Raw genomic sequence first — 17,169 nt, 5'->3', positions numbered from 1 at the left:
ACGTCGCGCCGGTACCGATCGGGCGGCGTCACGAGCCGGAGAACGGCGCGGGACGGCCCGCAGGCACCGGCACGATGCCGCTTTCAGTCGCCGCTGCCGCTCGCACCCGCGTCGTTCAATGCCTCCGCCATCAACTCGCCGAACCACTCGATGAACGCGTTGAGCCGCCTCGAACGATGCCGGCGGTGCGGATACACGGCCGCCACGTCCATCGGCTCGGCGCGGTGGCCGGACATCACGTCGACGAGTGCGCCGCTTGCCAGCAGATGCTCGACGTCGAAGCGCGGAATCTGGATCAGCCCCATTCCCGCGATGCAGCTGGCGATATAGGTCTCGGCGTTGTTGACGATCACGCGGCTCGGCAGCGTCAGCATGTGCCGCCGTCCGTCCGCGCAGTATTCCCAGCCTAGCTCGCGCCCCGTCGTCGGAGACGCATAGCCGATCGCCCAGTGCCCGTGCGCGAGTGCATCCGGATGCTCGGGCACGCCGCATTCGCGCAGGTAGTCGGGGCTCGCGCAATTGATCAGCGTGAACTGCCCGAGCGGCCGCACGACGAGGCTGCTGTCCGCGAGCCGCCCGACGCGGATCGCGCAATCGACGCCCTCCTGCACGAGGTCGATCGTGCGGTCGGTCGAGCCGAGCGACAGTTGCAGCTTCGGGTGGCGGCGAAACAGCGACGGCAGCGCGGGTGCCACGACGCGGCGCGCGATCCGGCTCGGCACGTCGACGTTCAGCCGCCCGACCACGTCGCGGTCGCGGCGCCGAAACAGACGGTCGAGCTCGTCGGCCTCCGCGAGCAGGCGCCGGCCGCGTTCGAGCAGCAGCGCGCCGTCGGCGGTCAGCTGCACCTGACGCGTCGTGCGGTGCAACAGACGCGTGCCGAGCGCCGTCTCGAGTTGCTGGACGGCCGCCGACACGGTCGCGCGCGGCACGCCGAGCGCATGCGCGGCCTTGATGAAGCTGCCCATCTCGGCAACCTGCAGGAAGATCCTGACCTGATCCAGCTTGTCCATCGGCGGGAAACCCGGGTTCGAACGGCAGTCGCCAGCCGGCTGGCGCGCATCGCGGCCGGCCGGCTTCGGCGACACGGAGAAAACGGACGCGCGGCCTCGTGGCCACGCGCCCGTCCATTGTCCACGCAAACGCGCCATTGCGGTGCGCCGCGCTGCCGCAAACGGGCCGGTTACTTGGTCGTATAGCCGCCGTTGATCAGGATCGTCTGGCCCGTGATCCACCAGCCGTCGGTCACGAGATGACGGATGAACGGCACGACGTCCTCGATGTCGGTCAGCCCTGTCTTGCTGAACGGCGACAGCGCGGCGGCCGTCTTGTGATATGCGACCGCATCGGCGCCTTCGGCCGGATAGAAGAACGGCGTGTCCATCGGGCCCGGCCCGACGGCCGTCACCGAGATTCCACGCGCGCCGTATTCCTTCGACGCCGCGCGCGTGAAGTGCTCGACCGGCGCCTTCGATCCTTCGTACGCCGCGTAGAACGGTGTAAACGCGCCGAGCAGCGACGTCACGAGCGTGACGAGCTTGCCGTGATCCTCGAGGTGCCGCCCGGCTTCCTTGATGAAGAAGAACGCCGACTTGCTGTTGACCGCGAACATCTCGTCGTACTCGGCTTCGCTGATCTCGGTGAACGGCTTCTTCAGCACCTTGCCGACCGTGTTGATCGCGATGTCGATCTTGCCGAAGCGCTGCTTCGCGTCGTCGAACAACTTCTCGACCGCGGCGGCGGTCGTCAGGTCCGCCTGGAACGTCGCCGCTTGAGCACCGGCCGCACGTACCGCGGCGGCGGTCTCCTCGGCCTGCGCCTGCGACGCCGCGCTGTTGTAGTGAATCGCCACCGCCTTCGCGCCGTGGCCCGCCAGGTCCCGGGCGATCAGGCCGCCGAGATTCTTTGCGCCGCCTGCGATCAGGACGACCTTGTCTGCGAGCGTATGAGTTGCCACGGTTGACTCCTTTTTCGTTGAACGAAGCTAGGAGTGTAGGCATGCGCGCCGCGCCGGTCAGCCGGCCGCGGCTGGATGGATTATCCAGAAAATCGATCCAATCGAAGCCGTGCAATGTGGTCTGCCGCACCGACGGCGGCACCCGATTCCGCTATCGAAGCGCGGCCGCCGGCCGGCTCAGCGCGCGTACAGCGCCGCGTCGATCTTGCCGAGCAGCCACTGCATGCCGGCCAGATGCTGCTGGTCGTGGCTGCACAGGTAATGGACGAGCCCGCGCACGGTCAGCGAACCGTAGCCGTCGAACTCGCCGGTACGCTCGAACTGTTCGGGCGTGAGGCTCGACAGCAGCGCCAGCGTCTCGCGTCGTGCGTCGCGAATCGCCGCGAGCACGTCGGACGCGTACGCGTCGTTGTAGCGCCGCTCGGTCGCGAGCGCGTCGCCGTCGATCGAGACGAGCAGCGGCCGGTCCTCGTCGAGCATGCGCCGCAGCCGTACGTGATAGCCGTCGATCTCGATGTCGCGCACATGGCAGAGCTGCCCGAGCGGCGAGAAATGCTCGCTCGGGATGCCGGCCCAGTCGTCGGGAGTCCAGCGCGCATAGCCGTCGGGCACGGCCGCGAAATGCGCTTCGAGCTGACGGGGGAAATCGGCGAGTGCGTCGAGCGTCGTCGGATTCATGCAGGACTCCTGGTCGGATAAGGCGGGCGGCAACCCTGGCACGGGCCTGCCGCCGCCGTTGCGTCACTTCACGCTGAAGCCGTAAGCGCCCTGCGTGCGATGCCCGTCGGTCGCGACGGCCACCCACTTCACCATGTACGCGCCCGTGCCGAGCGCCGCGAGCGGCACCGTCATCCGCTTGCGCATCGACGCGTCGATCCGCGCTCGGCCGTCCGACACCGTCTTGCCCTCGCCATCGACGACGACGATCGAGCTGAATGCCGGCTCCAGCGGCTCGGTGAAGTCGAGCGTGACGGCCGCCGGTGCGGCAGCCAGCGCGGCGCCCGCCGCCGGGTCGCTCTTCGCGAGATGCGCATGCGCGAACGCGGTCGACGAAACGGTCGCGGCGACGATGACGGCGGCAGCCTGGCGGCCGAACGGGAATGAATCGAAAGGCATGGACTTTCCGTGAAGAATGAACGGCGCCGCGCGCCGCGCAGCGTTCCGGCAGCTTACCAGCGCATGCGGGTTCATGCCGGCCATGCGCCGGTGCTTGATAGAATGCGCGCGCTATGGATCTCGAAAGCATTCTCTACACTCAGGGCTTCGGCTCGCGCCGCCAGTGCCGCGGCCTGATCGAAGCGGGCCGCGTCGCCGTCGCGGGCGCCGCCGCGACCGACCCGGACGCCGCCTTCGACACCGACGGCCTCGTGTTCTCGGTCGACGATACGGCATGGCCGTTCCATGCGCGCGCGTATCTCGCGCTCAACAAGCCGGCCGGCTACGAGTGTTCGCGCGATCCGCAGCACCATGCGAGCGTGTTCAGCCTGCTGCCCGCGCCGCTCGTCGCGCGCGGCGTGCAATGCGTCGGCCGGCTCGACCAGGACACGACCGGCCTGCTGCTGCTGTCCGACGACGGCCAGTTCGTGCACGCGTACACGTCGCCCAAGCGCAAGGTGCCGAAGACCTACGTCGCGACCGTGCGCCACCCGCTCGACGACGCGCAACTGCACGCGCTGCGCACCGGCGTGCAATTGCATGGCGAGCCGAAGCCGATCGCGGCCGTCGCCGCCGACGCCCGCGACACGCACGCGCTCGCGCTGACCGTGCTCGAAGGCAAGTACCACCAGGTCAAGCGGATGGTCGCGGCGGCGAGCAATCGCGTCGAGTTGCTGCACCGCGAAAGCATCGGCGGCTTCGTGCTGCCGGCCGACCTCGCACCCGGCGCATGGCGGTGGCTCGACGAAGCCGACCTTGCCGCGCTGCGCAATCCCGTCCAAACCCTGTAAGGGAAAATCCGCACGACCGCTCGGTGTCCGGCCGCCCCTGCGCCGCAGGTTCCCCCGCTATACTGAAATCACAAGCTGCAAGAGCAGCGATGCAGGGGGAGACATCATGAACATCAACCATTCTTTCGCACTGTCGTCGGCGATGATCGCGTTCGCGGTCATCGGCGTCATCGTGATCGGCGGCCTGCTGGCCACGATGCATCTGAAGCACAAATATCATCCGAACCTGATCGGCGCGCTGATCGGTGCGCTGCTGTGCTTCCTGCTGATCGAGGCGTTACCGGCGCTCACCTGACGCGCTGCCCGGCGCGAGCGTTTGAAGGAAATCGTCTACGGTCGGATAGCGCAACGTCACGCACAATTCGGCCTTGAGCCGTGCGTTGGACAGGCGCCGCGACTCGCGCATGAACGACAGCAGCGTCGGCTCGAGCAGGCGCTCCGCGTCCGCGCGGCTGACGCGCGGCGGCCTCGGCAGGCCGAGCCCCTGCGCGACCCGGTCGAAATACTCCCCCATCCGCAGTTCGGTGTCGTCCGACGCGTGCACGACGCGCGCCGGCTTGCCGCGCTCGGCCGCACGGCGCAGGATCGCCGCGAGATCGTCCGCGTGAATGTGGTTCGTGTACACGTCGTCGGCCGGCTCGAGCGCCGGCGTGCCGCGCTCGAGCCGCGCGACCGGCAGGCGGTTCGCCGCGTAGATGCCGGGAATGCGCACGATGCGCGCGGACAGCACGCCGCGCACCGTCGCCGCGCGCAGTTGTCGCTCGGCCGACACGCGCCGGAACGCGCGCGGATTCGCGGGGCGCAGCGGGTGCGTTTCGTCGATGCGCGCGCCGCCGCAGTCGCCGTAGACGCCCGTCGTACTGGCGTAGACGAGCCTCGGCGCGCGAAGACCCTCGGGTACAATACGCGCTGCCCGAACGGGCGCGCCGGCCTGTCGCGCCGCGATGCGCAGCGTTCGGAGCCGGCCGACCGCCGATGCCGGCGGTGCCGCCGGCCGACGCGCGGGCATGGACGTTGCGGCGATCAGCGCACGCGTGCGTCGATCGTCGCGGCCGTCGGATTGCGGCGGCGCGAGATGCAGGATCGTGCGGGCGAGGCCCGCGAGACGGCCGAGCGTCGCCGGGCGATCGAGATCGCCGACGATCGGCGTGGCGCCCGCGGCGCGCAATTCGTCGCAGCGGGCCGGGTGGCTCGTCAGCGCGAGGATGCGCAAGTCGCGGCGCGCGTCACGCCATTGCGCGACGCAGCGCATGCCGACGTCGCCGCAGCCGACGATCAGTACGCGCGGCCGGCGCAGGATTCGTGTCGCGATCATGTTGGTTGCGAAATCAGTAGCCGCCGTTGCGCGACGCGCAACGGTTTTGCATTGTAGCTGCCGTGCGCGACATGCACGGTTCCCCCATTTTGTTCTAGTTTGGTTCTATGGCATTCAACGTCACTCTCAAGCAAAGCGGCCGGCAATTCCAGGTCGAGTCGGACGAAACCGTGCTGGCGGCCGCGTTGCGTCAGAACGTCCATCTGCCGTACGGCTGCAAGAACGGCGCGTGCGGCTCCTGCAAGGGCCAGATCGTGTCGGGCCAGATCGAACAGGGCCCGCACGCCGCGTCGGCGCTGTCCAACGACGAACGCACGCGCGGCCTCGCGCTGCTGTGCTGCTCGAAGGCGCAATGCGATCTCGAGATCGACGTGCGCGAGATCGCCGGCGTCGACGGCGTGCAGGTCAAGAAGCTGCCGTGTCGGATCGCCGCGCTCGAACGCAAGGCGGACGACGTGATGGTCGTGAAGCTGCAGTTGCCAGCCAACGAACGCCTGCAGTACCTCGCCGGCCAGTACGTCGAATTCATCCTGAAGGACGGCTCGCGCCGCAGCTACTCGATGGCGAACGCGCCGCACGAGGAAGGCCCGATCGAGCTGCACATCCGCCACATGCCGGGCGGCAAGTTCACCGACCACGTGTTCGGCGCGATGAAGGAGCGCGACATCCTGCGCTTCGAAGGCCCGCTCGGCACGTTCTTCCTGCGCGAGGACTCCGACAAGCCGATCGTGCTGCTCGCGTCGGGCACCGGCTTCGCGCCGATCAAGGCGATCATCGAGCATGTGAAGCACTCGGGCATCACGCGCCCGATGACGCTCTACTGGGGCGCGCGCCGCAAGAAGGACATCTACCTCGCCGAGCTCGCCGAGCAGTGGGCGCGCGACATCCCGAACTTCAAGTACGTGCCGGTGCTCTCCGAGCCGGACGACGCCGACCAGTGGACGGGCCGCACCGGTTTCGTCCATCGCGCGGTGATCGATGATCTGCCCGATCTGTCCGGCCACCAGGTGTACGCGTGCGGGGCGCCGGTGATGGTCGAATCCGCGCAGCGCGACTTCACGCAGCACCACGCGCTGCCGGCCGAGGAGTTCTACGCGGACTCGTTCACGAGCGCCGCCGATCTCGCGCATCCGGTCTGAGCACCGGGCGCGCCCGCGTCCCCGCCGCGCGCCGCCCGTGTCACATCCGTGGCATCGCGGCGGTTTACAGTGGGGCGCGGGATGCCTTATGCTTGCGCACATGAACCGCTTCCTGTCCGCTCTCCGACGTCGCCGCTCGCCGCTCCGCCCGGATGCCGCCGGCTCGTCACGGACTCGCGCGTAACCCTCCTCCGCTTCACCGGTTACGCACAAGCTGTTCGACCCACCAGCCACGGCCTTCCGTGGCTTTTTTATTGCCCGTTTCCCTTTCAACGCCCGCTGGAGTCTGCTGCCATGCCCCTGAACGATTATCCGATCGACTCGCTGATGTACATCACGAACCGCCCCGACATCGTGTTTACGCACGGCAAGGGTTCGTGGCTCTACGATCACACGGGCAAGCGCTATCTGGACTTCATCCAGGGTTGGGCCGTCAACAGCCTCGGCCATTGCAACGACGGTGTCGTCGAAGCACTGAAAACGCAGGCCGAAAAGCTGCTGAACCCGTCGCCGGCGTTCTACAACGAGCCGATGGCGAAGCTCGCGGCCCTGCTCACGCAGCAGAGCGTGTTCGACAAGGTGTTCTTCACGAACAGCGGCGCCGAGGCGAACGAAGGCGCGATCAAGCTCGCGCGCAAGTGGGGCCGCAAGTTCAGGAACGGCGCGTACGAGATCATCACGTTCGACCACAGCTTCCACGGCCGCACGCTCGCGACGATGTCGGCCAGCGGCAAGCCGGGCTGGGACACGATCTACGCGCCGCAGGTGCCGGGCTTCCCGAAGGCCGAACTGAACAACATCAACTCGGTCGAGAAGCTGATCACCGACAAGACCGTCGCGGTGATGCTCGAACCGATCCAGGGCGAAGGCGGCGTGATTCCGGCCACGCGCGAATTCATGCAGGAGCTGCGCGCGCTGACGAAACAGCACAACCTGCTGCTGATTGTCGACGAAGTGCAGAGCGGCTGCGGCCGCGCGGGCACGCTGTTCGCGTACGAACTCGCCGATATCGAGCCGGACATCATGACGCTCGGCAAGGGCATCGGCAGCGGCGTGCCGCTCGCGGCGCTGCTGTCGAAGGCCGATGTCGCGGTGTTCGAGGCCGGCGACCAGGGCGGCACGTACAACGGCAACCCGCTGATGACGGCGGCCGGTCATTCGGTCATCTCGCAGCTCGTCGCGCCCGGCTTCCTGGAAGGCGTGCGCGAGCGCGGCGAATACCTGAAGCGCAAGCTGCTCGAGCTGTCGGAGGAGCGCGGCTTCGAGGGCGAACGCGGCGAAGGCCTGCTGCGCGCGCTGCTGCTCGGCAAGGACATCGGCCCGCAGATCGTCGAGAAGGCGCGCGACATGCAGCCCGACGGCCTGCTGCTGAACGCCGCACGGCCGAACCTGCTGCGCTTCATGCCCGCGCTGAACGTGACGACCGAAGAAATCGACCGGATGATGGCGATGCTGCGGTCGATCCTCGACACGCTGTAAGGAGACCCCGCGATGGATGCCGCCGCCGATGCTGTCGCTATCCGCCCGTTCGAACGCGCCGACACCGATGCCGTGCTCGCGGTATGGCGCGACGCGTTCCCGCAGTACGACGAAGCCGGTGCGCCGCCGCACCGCGATCCGCTGCGATCGATCGAGCTGAAGCTCGCGACCCAGCCGGAACTGTTCTTCGTCGCGACCAGCGGGGCGCGCGTCGTCGGCACGCTGATGGCCGGTTTCGACGGACATCGCGGCTGGCTCTACTCGTTCGGCGTCGCGAACGACGCACGCCGGCTCGGCGTCGGCCGCGCGCTGATCGCGCATGCGGAACGCGCGCTCGCCGCGCGCGGCTGCCTGAAGATCAACCTCCAGGTGCTGCCCGGCAACGAGGACGCATGCCGCTTCTACGCGGCGCTCGGCTATCGCGTCGAGGAACGCATCTCGTTCGGCAAGACGCTGCCCGCCGCGTAACGCGGCCGCCGGCAGCGGCACGGCTCAGCGCGTGATCGGCCCCGCGCCCGGCAGCGGGTTGCCGAGCGCGTCGGTCGGCACGGCCTGCTGCTCGAACGCCGCGAAATACGCGGCCCACTGCGTGTCGCTCACGCGCACGATCAGCGCGCCGTCCTGCCACACGTCGTTGTGGTCGTTGTGATCGTCGCCCGCGCGATGCAGGTAGTTCGGGCCGGTCGAGCCCTGGTTCATGTGCGTGTCGTGGATGCCGTTGCCTTGCGCATAGGTGCGGCCGAACACGACGACGTCGAGGCCCTGCGACTGCGCGGCGTTCACGAGCCGCAGCAGCGACGGGATCGGCTCCGGATGCTCGGTGCCGTCCATCACCGCGCTCGCGCGCCACGCGCCCGTCTCGTTCAGGATGTCGCTGCGCAGGTAGTCGAGCGCGGGCAGCGCGGCCTGCCCCGTGAGATCGGTAAAGCCTTCGGCCGCGGCGGCGAGCGTCTGCGTGACCGGATGGTGGAAATCGTAGACGAGCTTGTAGTTCAGCAGGTCGTCCGCGTCGTTGGTGCCGACATTGATCGCGACATCCCAGTCGCCCGCCGGCAGCGCCAGCGTCAGGTGGATGTGATACTGGATCTCGCTGCCGTGCGGCGAACCCTTCAGCCGCGCCACCGACGTCACCTTCGCCTTCACGAAACCGTAGTCCAGACTCATGCGTGTTCTCCGTGTCCCGATGAGCCGCCGATGCTACGCGGCCCGTGTGTCCGTTTGCGGGCGACCGGCTGCGGGCGACCGGCTGCGGGCGACCGCATGCGGACGACCGCACGCTAGCCGGCGCAACAATCGAATGGAGTCGCCTTTGCGCGCACAGTTCGACGCGAATCGCACGATACGAAAAAAAAGCCGTCACGGCTATCCCGTGACGGCTTTTTGAAAGCCCGGGTGCGACCTGCGCAACCGGCCCGTTCATTCGATCGCTTACTCGCCCAGATACGCGGCGCGCACCTTCGGATCGTCGAGCATCTGCTTGGCGTCGCCTTCCATCGTGACCGTGCCCGAATCCATCACGTAGCCGCGGTCGGCCGCCTGCAGCGCGAGGCGTGCGTTCTGCTCGACCAGCAGCACCGTGATGCCTTCCTTCGAGATCTCGCGCACCACTTCGAAGATCTTCTCGACCATGATCGGCGACAGGCCCATCGACGGCTCGTCGAGCAGCAGCAGCTTCGGCTTGGAGAGAATCGCGCGCGACATCGCGAGCATCTGCTGCTCGCCGCCCGACAGCGTGCCCGCGAGCTGCGTCGCCCGTTCCTTCAGGCGCGGAAAGAAGCCGAACATCCGGTCGACGTCCTTCTTGATCTGCTCCTTGTCGTTGCGCAGGTACGCGCCCATCTGCATGTTCTCGATGATCGACATCCGCGCGAAGATCCCGCGGCCTTCCGGCACCATCGCGAGGCCGCGCTTGAGCAGTTCGTGCGACGGCACGCCCTTGATCGACTTGCCGTCGTACTCGATGTCGCCCGCCGAGTACGGCTTCAGGCCGGTGATCGCCTTCATCGTCGTGGTCTTGCCGGCGCCGTTCGCGCCGATCAGCGTCACGAGCTCGCCCTGACGGACTTCCATGTCAACGCCCTTGACGGCCTGGATGCCGCCATAGTTGACCTGCAAGCCCTTGATTTTCAACATTGCCGCTGCCATCAGTGCACCCCTGCGCCGAGATATGCCTCAATCACCTTCGGATTCTTCTGCACGTCCTGCGGCAGACCCTCGGCGATCACCTTGCCGTAATCGAGCACCGTCATCCGGTTGCACAGCCCCATCACGAGCTTCACGTCGTGCTCGATCAGCAGGATCGTGCGGCCGTCCGAGCGGATCTTGTCGAGCAGGCGCGTGAGTTCGACCTTCTCGGTCGCGTTCATCCCGGCTGCCGGCTCGTCGAGCGCGAGCAGCTTCGGGTCGGTCGCCAGGGCCCGTGCGATTTCCAGACGACGCTGGTGACCGTACGACAGGTTGCGCGACGTGTAGTCGGCGTACTGCAGCACGCCGACGTATTCGAGCAGCTCGATCGCGCGTTCCTTGATCTCGCGCTCTTCCTGACGTTCGGCCGGCGTCTGGAACACCGCCCCGAGCAGCCCGTGCTTGGTGCGCACGTGGCGGCCCACCATCACGTTCTCGAGCGCCGTCATCCCGCCGAACAGGCGGATGTTCTGGAACGTGCGCGCGATGCCGGCCTTGGCCACCTGGTGCACGGCCGTCGGCGTGTAGTTCGTGCCGTCCAGCTTGAAGTCGCCGGAGTCCGGCGTGTAGAGGCCCGTGATCACGTTGAAGAACGTCGTCTTGCCGGCGCCGTTCGGGCCGATCAGGCCATAGATCTCGCCTTCGCGGATCTGCAGGCCGACGTCGGACAGTGCCTGCAGCCCGCCGAAGCGCTTGTTCACGCCCTGCACGGACAGTCGGATTTGCTTGTCGCTCATGTGTGTTATCCCCTTGTCCGTTGGTTAAGCGCGCACCGGCTTCTTGCTGTTGCGCTTCGCCAGTTTCGCGATCTTGTCCTCATGCTTCGGCGCGGGCCACAGGCCTTCCGAGCGGTACAGCATGATGACCACCATCGCGAGGCCGTACAGCGCCTGACGGATCACTTCCGTATCGACGATGTCGTGACCGAACAGCGCATGCTGCAGCGGGCTCATCGTCGAGCGCAGGAATTCCGGGAAGATCGCGAGCAGCACCGCACCCAGGATCACGCCCGGGATATGACCCATGCCGCCGAGCACCACGCAGGCGAGCACGACGATCGATTCCCAGAACGTGAACGACTCGGGCGACACGAAGCCCTGGAACGCGCCGAACATCGAGCCCGACAGGCCGCCGAACGACGCGCCCATCGCGAACGCGAGCAGCTTCACGTTACGGGTGTTGATGCCCATCGCCTTCGCGGCGATCTCGTCTTCGCGGATCGCTGCCCACGCGCGGCCGATACGCGAGTGCTGCAGACGCGTACACACCCAGATCACCAGCAGCGAGCAGAGCACGAACAGGTAGTAGTACATGTACACCGACGGCAGCTGGAAGCCGAACAGCGTATGCGTCTGCGACAGGTTGAAGCCGCCGACGTGCACCGGATCGATGCCCGTGATCCCCTTCGGGCCGTTGGTGATGTTCACCGGACGGTCGAGGTTGTTCATGAAGATCCGGACGATTTCACCGAAGCCGAGCGTCACGATCGCCAGATAGTCGCCGCGCAGGCGCAGCGTCGGCGCGCCGAGCAGGATCCCGAAGGTCGCCGCCAGCGCCATCGCGATCGGCACGATGAGCAGGAACGGCACGTGCAGGCCGTTCGGCGCGAGCGCCGCGATCCACTCGAACTGCGAGGTCAGGTGCGGCGAGCTCAGGAGTGCCGCCACGTATGCGCCCACCGCATAGAACGCGATGTAGCCGAGGTCGAGCAGGCCGGCGAAGCCGACCACCACGTTCAGGCCCAGCGCGAGCATCACGTACAGCATCGCGAAGTCGAGCACGCGGACCCAGTAGTTGCCGCCGGCAGAGCCGATCAGGATCGGCGCGGCGATCACGAGGACCGCGGTGAGGAGGCCGATGACCACGGTCTTGGCGGTGTTGCGCTCTTCGACGAGCGACGTCGACGATTCGATCGGTTGAATGGATGTCATGTTGTTTGCTCCCCTTCCGTTACGCGCGATCCGCGACCCGTTCGCCCAGCAGCCCCGACGGACGGAACACCAGCACGATGATCAGCACGATGAAGGCGAACACGTCCTGATAGTTGCTGCCGAATACGCCGCCCGTGAGGTTGCCGATGTAGCCGGCCCCGAGCTGCTCGATCAGGCCGAGCAGCACGCCGCCGACCATCGCGCCGCCGAGGTTGCCGATCCCGCCGAGCACCGCCGCGGTGAACGCCTTCATGCCGGGGATGAAGCCCATGTAGAAGTGCACGTTGCCGTATTCGGACGCGATCATCACGCCGGCCAGCGCGGCGAGCGCGGAGCCGATCATGAACGTCGCGGAGATCACGAAGTTCGGGTTCACGCCCATCAGGCTGGCGGTGTTCGGGCTTTCGGCGATCGCGCGCATCGCGCGGCCGAGCTTGGTCTTGTGCACGAGCAGCAGCAGGCCTGCCATCACGAGGAACGCGACCGCGATGATCACGATTTCAGTGACCGAGATCACGGCGCCAGGCGTGGTGTCGGTGGCCTTGATCACGTTGATCGGGTCGGTCGGCAGCAATTGCGGGAACGGCAGCGGGTTGCGCGACCAGATGATCATCGCAGCCGTCTGCAGCAGGATCGACACGCCGATCGCGGTGATCAGCGGCGCGAGGCGCGGCGCGCGGCGCAGCGGCCGGTACGCGACCCGTTCGATCGTGAAGCCGACGAACGCACAGACGACCGCGGCGATGCCCAGGCCGATCGTCAGCGTCGCGACGTTGCCGAGGCCGGGAAAGTGGTTCTGCAGCACGGTGATGGCCGACAGCGCGACCATCGCGCCGATCATCAGCACGTCGCCGTGCGCGAAGTTGATGATGCCGAGAATGCCGTACACCATCGTGTATCCCAACGCGATGATGGCGTACACACTGCCGAGCACCAGCCCGTTGAGAACCTGCTGGACGAAAATATCCATTTAAAGCTCCTTGGCCCATGCTGCCGGAGGTCGTTGCGCCGCGGGTAAGCGAGGCATCGCGCCTTCTCGGCGACACTGCGGGTACTAGTCGATACCGGTAAGGGTGGATCGTCCCGGCGCGCGCCGCCCGGCCTGTACGGCCGGACCTGCCGCCGGAGCGGATACAAAAACGGCACCGCACTGTTTCGGTGCCGTCATGAGTCCCGTCGCTAAATCGTCACGACATCGAGGACGGTGTTCGTGGCCTCCTTGAAGTCGTGGGGCAGCATGCCGAGACGGCCGTCGTCCGGTTTCCCGGCATCCGTGCCCTGGCCCGTCCGGTGCCATGCAAGCATCGCGCCCGGACGGAGCGGATTCCGCGCCGCGTCGCCCGGCAAGGCGTTGCGGCAGCCGCGCCCGACTTGCGTCAGGACTGCATCGGAATCCATCGTACGAACCAGACTGCGCGCCACGCCATGGGCGGTCGCGGCAACGCGCTGTTTCGTCGAATCGAATTGAAGGCGGGACAGTGGCATCGGCACGCTGCCGGCAACGCCGCGATCGTCCGGCATCCATCGACCGGCCGCTGGCCGCGGCGCAGCCTGCATGCCCGCTGCCGGCCCGGTCGTCGGGCCGCGCGCGTTGATTTCCTCGATCGTCAAACGTGCCCCGTGTTCCTTGTCCCTGCCCAGTTGCGCGATACGGCGTGCCGATGGCGCCGCGCGTCCGCTTCCGGCGACGCGCACGCCGCTGGCCGATGGCGCCGCGAACCCCGCCGCCTCCCTGCCCGCCCCGTCGTCGCTCTTTTTGCTGCAGCCGGCATGGATTGCAACCGGTGCGGCGACGGACACGGCGTAAGCCAACTTCACATGCATTGAATGGTCTCCCGCGCCTTGCCAAAAACCCGATTTCAAAGCCATTCCGGCTTGAAAACGGGCGCATTGTAACTCCATTTATAGGACGCCAATATTCCTGATTCGATGGGGTTTTCCTGCATTGCAACCAATTTTGAGACACGATTACGCGCGGCGGGAGCAACCGGGTTGCACCACGATTGGGAATAATGGTTGCGATTGCAATTTCGAGACCACAAAAAAAGCGCGCCGGGAGGCGCGCTTCGGTGTTCCGCGAGTGCGATGCGGCAATCAGGCGGCGGGCGGCAGGTTCAACCCGCGCGGCAGCGGAAACGACACGTTTTCCTCGATGCCGTCGAGCGCCCGGACGTTGCGCACGCCGAGTTCGCGCAGCCGTGCGATCACGGCCTGGGCGAGCACCTCGGGCGCCGACGCGCCGGCCGTCACGCCGATGCGGCGCTTGCCGGCGACCCATGCCGGATCGATCTGGTCGGGCGCGTCGACCATGTACGCGGCCACCCCGCGCTTTTCGGCCACTTCGCGCAACCGGCTCGAGTTCGAGCTGTTCGGGCTCCCGACCACGATCACGACATCGCATTGCGGCGCCATGAACTTCACCGCGTCCTGGCGGTTTTGCGTCGCGTAGCAGATGTCCTGCTTCTTCGGTTCGCGGATCTTCGGATACTTCGCCTTCAGCGCACCGATGATCTCGGCCGCGTCGTCGACGGACAGCGTCGTCTGCGTGACGAGCGCGATGCGCTCGGGATCGGCGAGTTCGAGCTTCTGCACGTCCTCGACGCTTTCGACGAGGTGCATGCCGCGCTCGACCTGGCCCATCGTGCCTTCGACTTCGGGATGGCCCTTGTGCCCGATCATGACGATGTCGACGCCGTCCTGGCGCATCTTCGCCACCTCGACGTGCACCTTCGTGACGAGCGGGCAGGTTGCGTCGTAAATGCGCAGCCCGCGCACGTCGGCCTCGTCGCGCACGGCTTTCGACACGCCGTGCGCACTGAAGATCACGGTGTTGCCGGCCGGCACTTCCTCGAGTTCCTCGACGAAGATCGCGCCCTTCTTCTTCAGATCCTCGACCACGTACTTGTTGTGGACGATTTCGTGACGCACGTAGATCGGCGCACCGTGCATCGCGATGGCGCGCTCGACGATCTCGATCGCGCGGTCGACGCCCGCGCAGAAGCCGCGCGGCTGGGCCAGCAGGATTTCGGCGTCGGCGGCGACGGTCTGCCCGGACAGCGTATCGGTGGTACTCATGATTACAGGATTCCGATGATTTTCACTTCGAACGTGAGCGCCTGGCCCGCGAGCGGATGATTGAAGTCGAACAGCGCCGAGGTCTCGCTGACTTCCTTCAGCACCCCCGCGTAGCGACCGCCATCCGGTGCATTGAACTCGATGAGTTCGCCCGGGGTGAAATCGTCGCCGACCATCCCGTTCTCGCGCAGCGTCGACAGCGTCACGCGCTGGAGCATGTCGGGATTGCGGGGGCCGAACCCCTGATCGGGGGCTAGCTGAAAAGTCGAGTGGTCGCCAACCCTGAGCCCGAGCAGAATCTGTTCCAGCGACGGCGCCAGTTGCCCCGCGCCCAGCAGCAGCGTGGCCGGCTTGTCCGAGAAGGTGTTGACGATGTCGGCGCCGTCGGCCAGTGCCAGCCGGTAATGCAACGTGACGTGGGAACCGGGCTTCACTTCGGATAGATCGATGAGGCTCATGAATTACTCGTTCAGTCGGCGCCCGATACGGCCGAATGGCCCGGCGCAAAGCCAATATTGTAAGTCACCTGAGCGGGCAAGGAGGAAAGTGCGACGACGTCGCGCACGCCGCCCGCGCCCAATGGAGTTCCGAGCATGCCGTCACCCCGCCTCATCCTGCCGTCGGCCGAATGCCGCGACACCGCCGACACGCCGACCGATCCGCCCGGCCGCGTCATCCCGATCAACCGGCACAGGCGCCGCCCGGCCGGCTGGCGGCCCGAGCGGCCGCGCGAACGGCTGGTGGAACGCGGGCCGACCGCGCTGACCGACGACGAGCTGATCGCGCTGCTGCTCGGCACCGGCAAGCCCGGTCACGATGTCTTCGTCACCGCCCGCAAACTGGTCGAGCAGTTCGGCACGCTGAGCGGGCTGCTCGAAGCGACCACCGGCGATTTCGAGGCGCACCCCGGCATCGGTCCCGCGCGCTCCGCGCGGCTCGTCGCGGTCACCGAGATCGCGCGGCGCATGCTGGTGGAGAAAGCGGAGGAACGGACGCCGATCGACTCGCCCGGTGCCGTCGAGGATTGTTTGCGACTGAAGATCGGCACGCGCCAGTACGAAGTGTTCATCGCGGTCTATCTGGACGCGCGCAACCGCCTGATCGACATGGAGGAAATCGCGCGCGGCTCGCTCACGCGCATGGCCGTCTATCCGCGCGAGATCGTGCGCCGCGCGATGAAACATAACGCCGCGGCGCTGATCGTCGCGCACAACCATCCGTCGGGCGCGGTGCAGCCGAGCGCGGAAGACCGCCGCCTGACCCGCGTGCTGAAAGACGCGCTCGAACTCGTCGACGTGCGGCTGCTCGATCACGTCGTCGTCGGCGTCAGCGATACTTTTTCGTTCGCGCGGGCCGGTTGGCTGTAAACTGTGGCGCGGCGGCCCGTCCCAGGGCGCCGCAACGGCGAAGTGAAATTAGGTTTGATTTTTCTGAACTTTTTCTGCTAGAATCGCCGTCTGTATTTTTTCCAACCAGTTCTAGCCATCGAAGGGCCTCGTCTGCAAGGGCTACGGCGTTCTGAGTGCAACCATGGATCACGTGGCGGCGCGATGGAACCTTCACCGGCGATCGAACCCCGAATTTAGCGTATTAGGAGTGCTCTCATGGCACGCGTATGCCAAGTAACTGGGAAAGCGCCGATGAGCGGCAACAACGTTTCCCACGCCAACAACAAGACCAAGCGTCGCTTCCTGCCGAACCTGCAAAACCGCCGGTTCTGGGTTGAAAGCGAAAACCGCTGGGTGCGCCTGCGCGTCTCGAACGCCGGCCTGCGCCTGATCGACAAGAACGGCATCGATTCCGTGCTCGCTGACCTGCGCGCACGCGGCGAAGCCTAAGCCCAAGGAGCACAATCATGGCAAAAGGCGCACGCGACAAGATCAAGCTCGAGTCCACCGCTGGTACGGGTCACTTCTACACGACCACGAAGAACAAGCGCAACATGCCGGAAAAGATGGCGATCAAGAAGTTCGATCCCGTCGTCCGCAAGCATGTGGAATACAAAGAAACCAAGATCAAGTAATCTCCGGTTTCTGCCAGCCTGACGGCGACCGAAAAGCCCCGCTCCTGCGGGGCTTTTTGTTTTGCGCGCACGCTCGGGCCCGACGCGGTATGCTCTCCCCTTTCCGCGGCCGCGGCCGCC

At 66.6% G+C, this 17,169-nt stretch carries 21 protein-coding genes; 8 read left to right on the top strand and 13 right to left on the bottom strand.

The features are described from left to right. Positions 1-83: 83 nt before the first annotated feature. From HWX09_RS29145 to copC, 4 genes are all read right to left on the bottom strand, one after another. The gene (locus HWX09_RS29145) at positions 84-1,013 is read right to left on the bottom strand and encodes a LysR family transcriptional regulator (RefSeq protein ID WP_027785180.1); all 930 of its coding nucleotides are present in this window, start codon (positions 1,011-1,013) and stop codon (positions 84-86) included. A gap of 170 nt (positions 1,014-1,183) precedes the next feature. Further along, the gene (locus HWX09_RS29140) at positions 1,184-1,957 is read right to left on the bottom strand and encodes an SDR family oxidoreductase (protein ID WP_027785181.1); all 774 of its coding nucleotides are present in this window, start codon (positions 1,955-1,957) and stop codon (positions 1,184-1,186) included. A gap of 177 nt (positions 1,958-2,134) precedes the next feature. After that, a complete protein-coding gene (locus HWX09_RS29135) occupies positions 2,135-2,635 on the bottom strand; it encodes a DinB family protein (RefSeq protein ID WP_027785182.1) in 501 nt (166 codons plus the stop codon). Between the two features lie 63 nt (positions 2,636-2,698). Continuing rightward, positions 2,699-3,073 (bottom strand): copper homeostasis periplasmic binding protein CopC, encoded by a 375-nt coding sequence (gene copC / locus HWX09_RS29130; RefSeq protein ID WP_027785183.1) that lies wholly within the window; start codon positions 3,071-3,073, stop codon positions 2,699-2,701. 113 nt (positions 3,074-3,186) lie between these two features. Between copC and HWX09_RS29125 the strand changes: the two genes are divergently transcribed. Then, positions 3,187-3,903, top strand: coding sequence for a 16S rRNA pseudouridine(516) synthase (locus tag HWX09_RS29125; protein ID WP_027785184.1), 717 nt, complete (start codon positions 3,187-3,189; stop codon positions 3,901-3,903). 106 nt (positions 3,904-4,009) lie between these two features. Further along, complete coding sequence (locus HWX09_RS29120; RefSeq protein WP_027785185.1) at positions 4,010-4,198, top strand: hypothetical protein; 189 nt, start codon at positions 4,010-4,012, stop codon at positions 4,196-4,198. Here the strand turns inward: HWX09_RS29120 and HWX09_RS29115 are convergent. Then, positions 4,181-5,218, bottom strand: a complete 1,038-nt coding sequence (locus tag HWX09_RS29115) for an NAD-dependent epimerase/dehydratase family protein (RefSeq protein WP_027785186.1) — start codon at positions 5,216-5,218, stop codon at positions 4,181-4,183. The genes HWX09_RS29120 and HWX09_RS29115 overlap by 18 nt on opposite strands. A gap of 107 nt (positions 5,219-5,325) precedes the next feature. Here HWX09_RS29115 and HWX09_RS29110 point away from each other — a divergent pair, with 107 nt between their 5' ends. From HWX09_RS29110 to HWX09_RS29100, 3 genes are all read left to right on the top strand, one after another. After that, on the top strand, positions 5,326-6,357 hold the full coding sequence (locus HWX09_RS29110) for a CDP-6-deoxy-delta-3,4-glucoseen reductase (protein ID WP_027785187.1): 1,032 nt from the start codon (positions 5,326-5,328) through the stop codon (positions 6,355-6,357). A 294-nt stretch (positions 6,358-6,651) separates the two neighbouring features. Further along, positions 6,652-7,836: an acetylornithine transaminase gene (locus tag HWX09_RS29105; RefSeq protein ID WP_027785188.1), complete on the top strand. Its 1,185-nt coding sequence runs from the start codon at positions 6,652-6,654 to the stop codon at positions 7,834-7,836. Between the two features lie 12 nt (positions 7,837-7,848). Beyond that, entirely contained in the window at positions 7,849-8,304 is a 456-nt protein-coding gene (locus tag HWX09_RS29100; protein ID WP_027785189.1) for a GNAT family acetyltransferase, read from the top strand. A gap of 24 nt (positions 8,305-8,328) precedes the next feature. Here the strand turns inward: HWX09_RS29100 and HWX09_RS29095 are convergent, their stop codons facing one another. The 8 genes from HWX09_RS29095 to HWX09_RS29060 all read right to left on the bottom strand — a co-directional run bounded on the left by HWX09_RS29095 (position 8,329) and on the right by HWX09_RS29060 (position 15,484). Continuing rightward, on the bottom strand, positions 8,329-9,000 hold the full coding sequence (locus HWX09_RS29095) for a DUF2278 family protein (protein ID WP_027785190.1): 672 nt from the start codon (positions 8,998-9,000) through the stop codon (positions 8,329-8,331). Positions 9,001-9,264: 264 nt separating this feature from the next. After that, entirely contained in the window at positions 9,265-9,981 is a 717-nt protein-coding gene (locus HWX09_RS29090) for an ABC transporter ATP-binding protein (RefSeq protein WP_027785191.1), read from the bottom strand. Beyond that, complete coding sequence (locus HWX09_RS29085; protein WP_027785192.1) at positions 9,981-10,757, bottom strand: ABC transporter ATP-binding protein; 777 nt, start codon at positions 10,755-10,757, stop codon at positions 9,981-9,983. Before HWX09_RS29085 ends, HWX09_RS29090 begins: the two co-directional genes overlap by 1 nt. A gap of 24 nt (positions 10,758-10,781) precedes the next feature. Then, positions 10,782-11,951, bottom strand: coding sequence for an ABC transporter ATP-binding protein (locus HWX09_RS29080; protein ID WP_027785193.1), 1,170 nt, complete (start codon positions 11,949-11,951; stop codon positions 10,782-10,784). Between the two features lie 19 nt (positions 11,952-11,970). Further along, a complete protein-coding gene (locus HWX09_RS29075) occupies positions 11,971-12,921 on the bottom strand; it encodes a branched-chain amino acid ABC transporter permease (RefSeq protein WP_027785194.1) in 951 nt (316 codons plus the stop codon). A 209-nt stretch (positions 12,922-13,130) separates the two neighbouring features. After that, a complete protein-coding gene (locus HWX09_RS29070; protein ID WP_027785195.1) occupies positions 13,131-13,775 on the bottom strand; it encodes a hypothetical protein in 645 nt (214 codons plus the stop codon). 270 nt (positions 13,776-14,045) lie between these two features. Continuing rightward, a complete protein-coding gene (ispH, locus tag HWX09_RS29065) occupies positions 14,046-15,026 on the bottom strand; it encodes a 4-hydroxy-3-methylbut-2-enyl diphosphate reductase (protein ID WP_006488968.1) in 981 nt (326 codons plus the stop codon). 2 nt (positions 15,027-15,028) lie between these two features. Continuing rightward, the gene (locus HWX09_RS29060; RefSeq protein WP_006488950.1) at positions 15,029-15,484 is read right to left on the bottom strand and encodes a peptidylprolyl isomerase; all 456 of its coding nucleotides are present in this window, start codon (positions 15,482-15,484) and stop codon (positions 15,029-15,031) included. 135 nt (positions 15,485-15,619) lie between these two features. Between HWX09_RS29060 and radC the strand changes: the two genes are divergently transcribed. The 3 genes from radC (at position 15,620) to rpmG (ending at position 17,049) form a co-directional block, all read left to right on the top strand. After that, a complete protein-coding gene (gene radC / locus HWX09_RS29055; protein ID WP_027785196.1) occupies positions 15,620-16,393 on the top strand; it encodes a DNA repair protein RadC in 774 nt (257 codons plus the stop codon). A gap of 237 nt (positions 16,394-16,630) precedes the next feature. After that, positions 16,631-16,864 (top strand): 50S ribosomal protein L28, encoded by a 234-nt coding sequence (gene rpmB, locus HWX09_RS29050; RefSeq protein ID WP_004186391.1) that lies wholly within the window; start codon positions 16,631-16,633, stop codon positions 16,862-16,864. A gap of 17 nt (positions 16,865-16,881) precedes the next feature. Continuing rightward, positions 16,882-17,049, top strand: a complete 168-nt coding sequence (gene rpmG, locus HWX09_RS29045; RefSeq protein WP_006478046.1) for a 50S ribosomal protein L33 — start codon at positions 16,882-16,884, stop codon at positions 17,047-17,049. Positions 17,050-17,169 lie beyond the last annotated feature (120 nt).

Source organism: Burkholderia sp. BCC1208 (assembly GCF_902833095.1).
In the GTDB taxonomy this organism is placed as follows: domain Bacteria; phylum Pseudomonadota; class Gammaproteobacteria; order Burkholderiales; family Burkholderiaceae; genus Burkholderia.
The sequence above is the reverse complement of the archived record's forward strand: the minus strand, read 5'-3'. Positions and strand labels throughout refer to the sequence as shown.

What these genes read in the sequence shown, in the direction of transcription:
- HWX09_RS29145 (WP_027785180.1), bottom strand. Translation starts at nt 1,013, where the DNA reads ATGGACAAGCTGGATCAGGTCAGGATCTTCCTGCAGGTTGCCGAGATG.
- HWX09_RS29135 (WP_027785182.1), bottom strand. Translation starts at nt 2,635, where the DNA reads ATGAATCCGACGACGCTCGACGCACTCGCCGATTTCCCCCGTCAGCTC.
- copC (WP_027785183.1), bottom strand. Translation starts at nt 3,073, where the DNA reads ATGCCTTTCGATTCATTCCCGTTCGGCCGCCAGGCTGCCGCCGTCATC.
- HWX09_RS29125 (WP_027785184.1), top strand. Translation starts at nt 3,187, where the DNA reads ATGGATCTCGAAAGCATTCTCTACACTCAGGGCTTCGGCTCGCGCCGC.
- HWX09_RS29120 (WP_027785185.1), top strand. Translation starts at nt 4,010, where the DNA reads ATGAACATCAACCATTCTTTCGCACTGTCGTCGGCGATGATCGCGTTC.
- HWX09_RS29115 (WP_027785186.1), bottom strand. Translation starts at nt 5,218, where the DNA reads ATGATCGCGACACGAATCCTGCGCCGGCCGCGCGTACTGATCGTCGGC.
- HWX09_RS29110 (WP_027785187.1), top strand. Translation starts at nt 5,326, where the DNA reads ATGGCATTCAACGTCACTCTCAAGCAAAGCGGCCGGCAATTCCAGGTC.
- HWX09_RS29105 (WP_027785188.1), top strand. Translation starts at nt 6,652, where the DNA reads ATGCCCCTGAACGATTATCCGATCGACTCGCTGATGTACATCACGAAC.
- HWX09_RS29100 (WP_027785189.1), top strand. Translation starts at nt 7,849, where the DNA reads ATGGATGCCGCCGCCGATGCTGTCGCTATCCGCCCGTTCGAACGCGCC.
- HWX09_RS29095 (WP_027785190.1), bottom strand. Translation starts at nt 9,000, where the DNA reads ATGAGTCTGGACTACGGTTTCGTGAAGGCGAAGGTGACGTCGGTGGCG.
- HWX09_RS29090 (WP_027785191.1), bottom strand. Translation starts at nt 9,981, where the DNA reads ATGGCAGCGGCAATGTTGAAAATCAAGGGCTTGCAGGTCAACTATGGC.
- HWX09_RS29085 (WP_027785192.1), bottom strand. Translation starts at nt 10,757, where the DNA reads ATGAGCGACAAGCAAATCCGACTGTCCGTGCAGGGCGTGAACAAGCGC.
- HWX09_RS29080 (WP_027785193.1), bottom strand. Translation starts at nt 11,951, where the DNA reads ATGACATCCATTCAACCGATCGAATCGTCGACGTCGCTCGTCGAAGAG.
- HWX09_RS29075 (WP_027785194.1), bottom strand. Translation starts at nt 12,921, where the DNA reads ATGGATATTTTCGTCCAGCAGGTTCTCAACGGGCTGGTGCTCGGCAGT.
- HWX09_RS29070 (WP_027785195.1), bottom strand. Translation starts at nt 13,775, where the DNA reads ATGCATGTGAAGTTGGCTTACGCCGTGTCCGTCGCCGCACCGGTTGCA.
- ispH (WP_006488968.1), bottom strand. Translation starts at nt 15,026, where the DNA reads ATGAGTACCACCGATACGCTGTCCGGGCAGACCGTCGCCGCCGACGCC.
- HWX09_RS29060 (WP_006488950.1), bottom strand. Translation starts at nt 15,484, where the DNA reads ATGAGCCTCATCGATCTATCCGAAGTGAAGCCCGGTTCCCACGTCACG.
- radC (WP_027785196.1), top strand. Translation starts at nt 15,620, where the DNA reads ATGCCGTCACCCCGCCTCATCCTGCCGTCGGCCGAATGCCGCGACACC.
- rpmB (WP_004186391.1), top strand. Translation starts at nt 16,631, where the DNA reads ATGGCACGCGTATGCCAAGTAACTGGGAAAGCGCCGATGAGCGGCAAC.
- rpmG (WP_006478046.1), top strand. Translation starts at nt 16,882, where the DNA reads ATGGCAAAAGGCGCACGCGACAAGATCAAGCTCGAGTCCACCGCTGGT.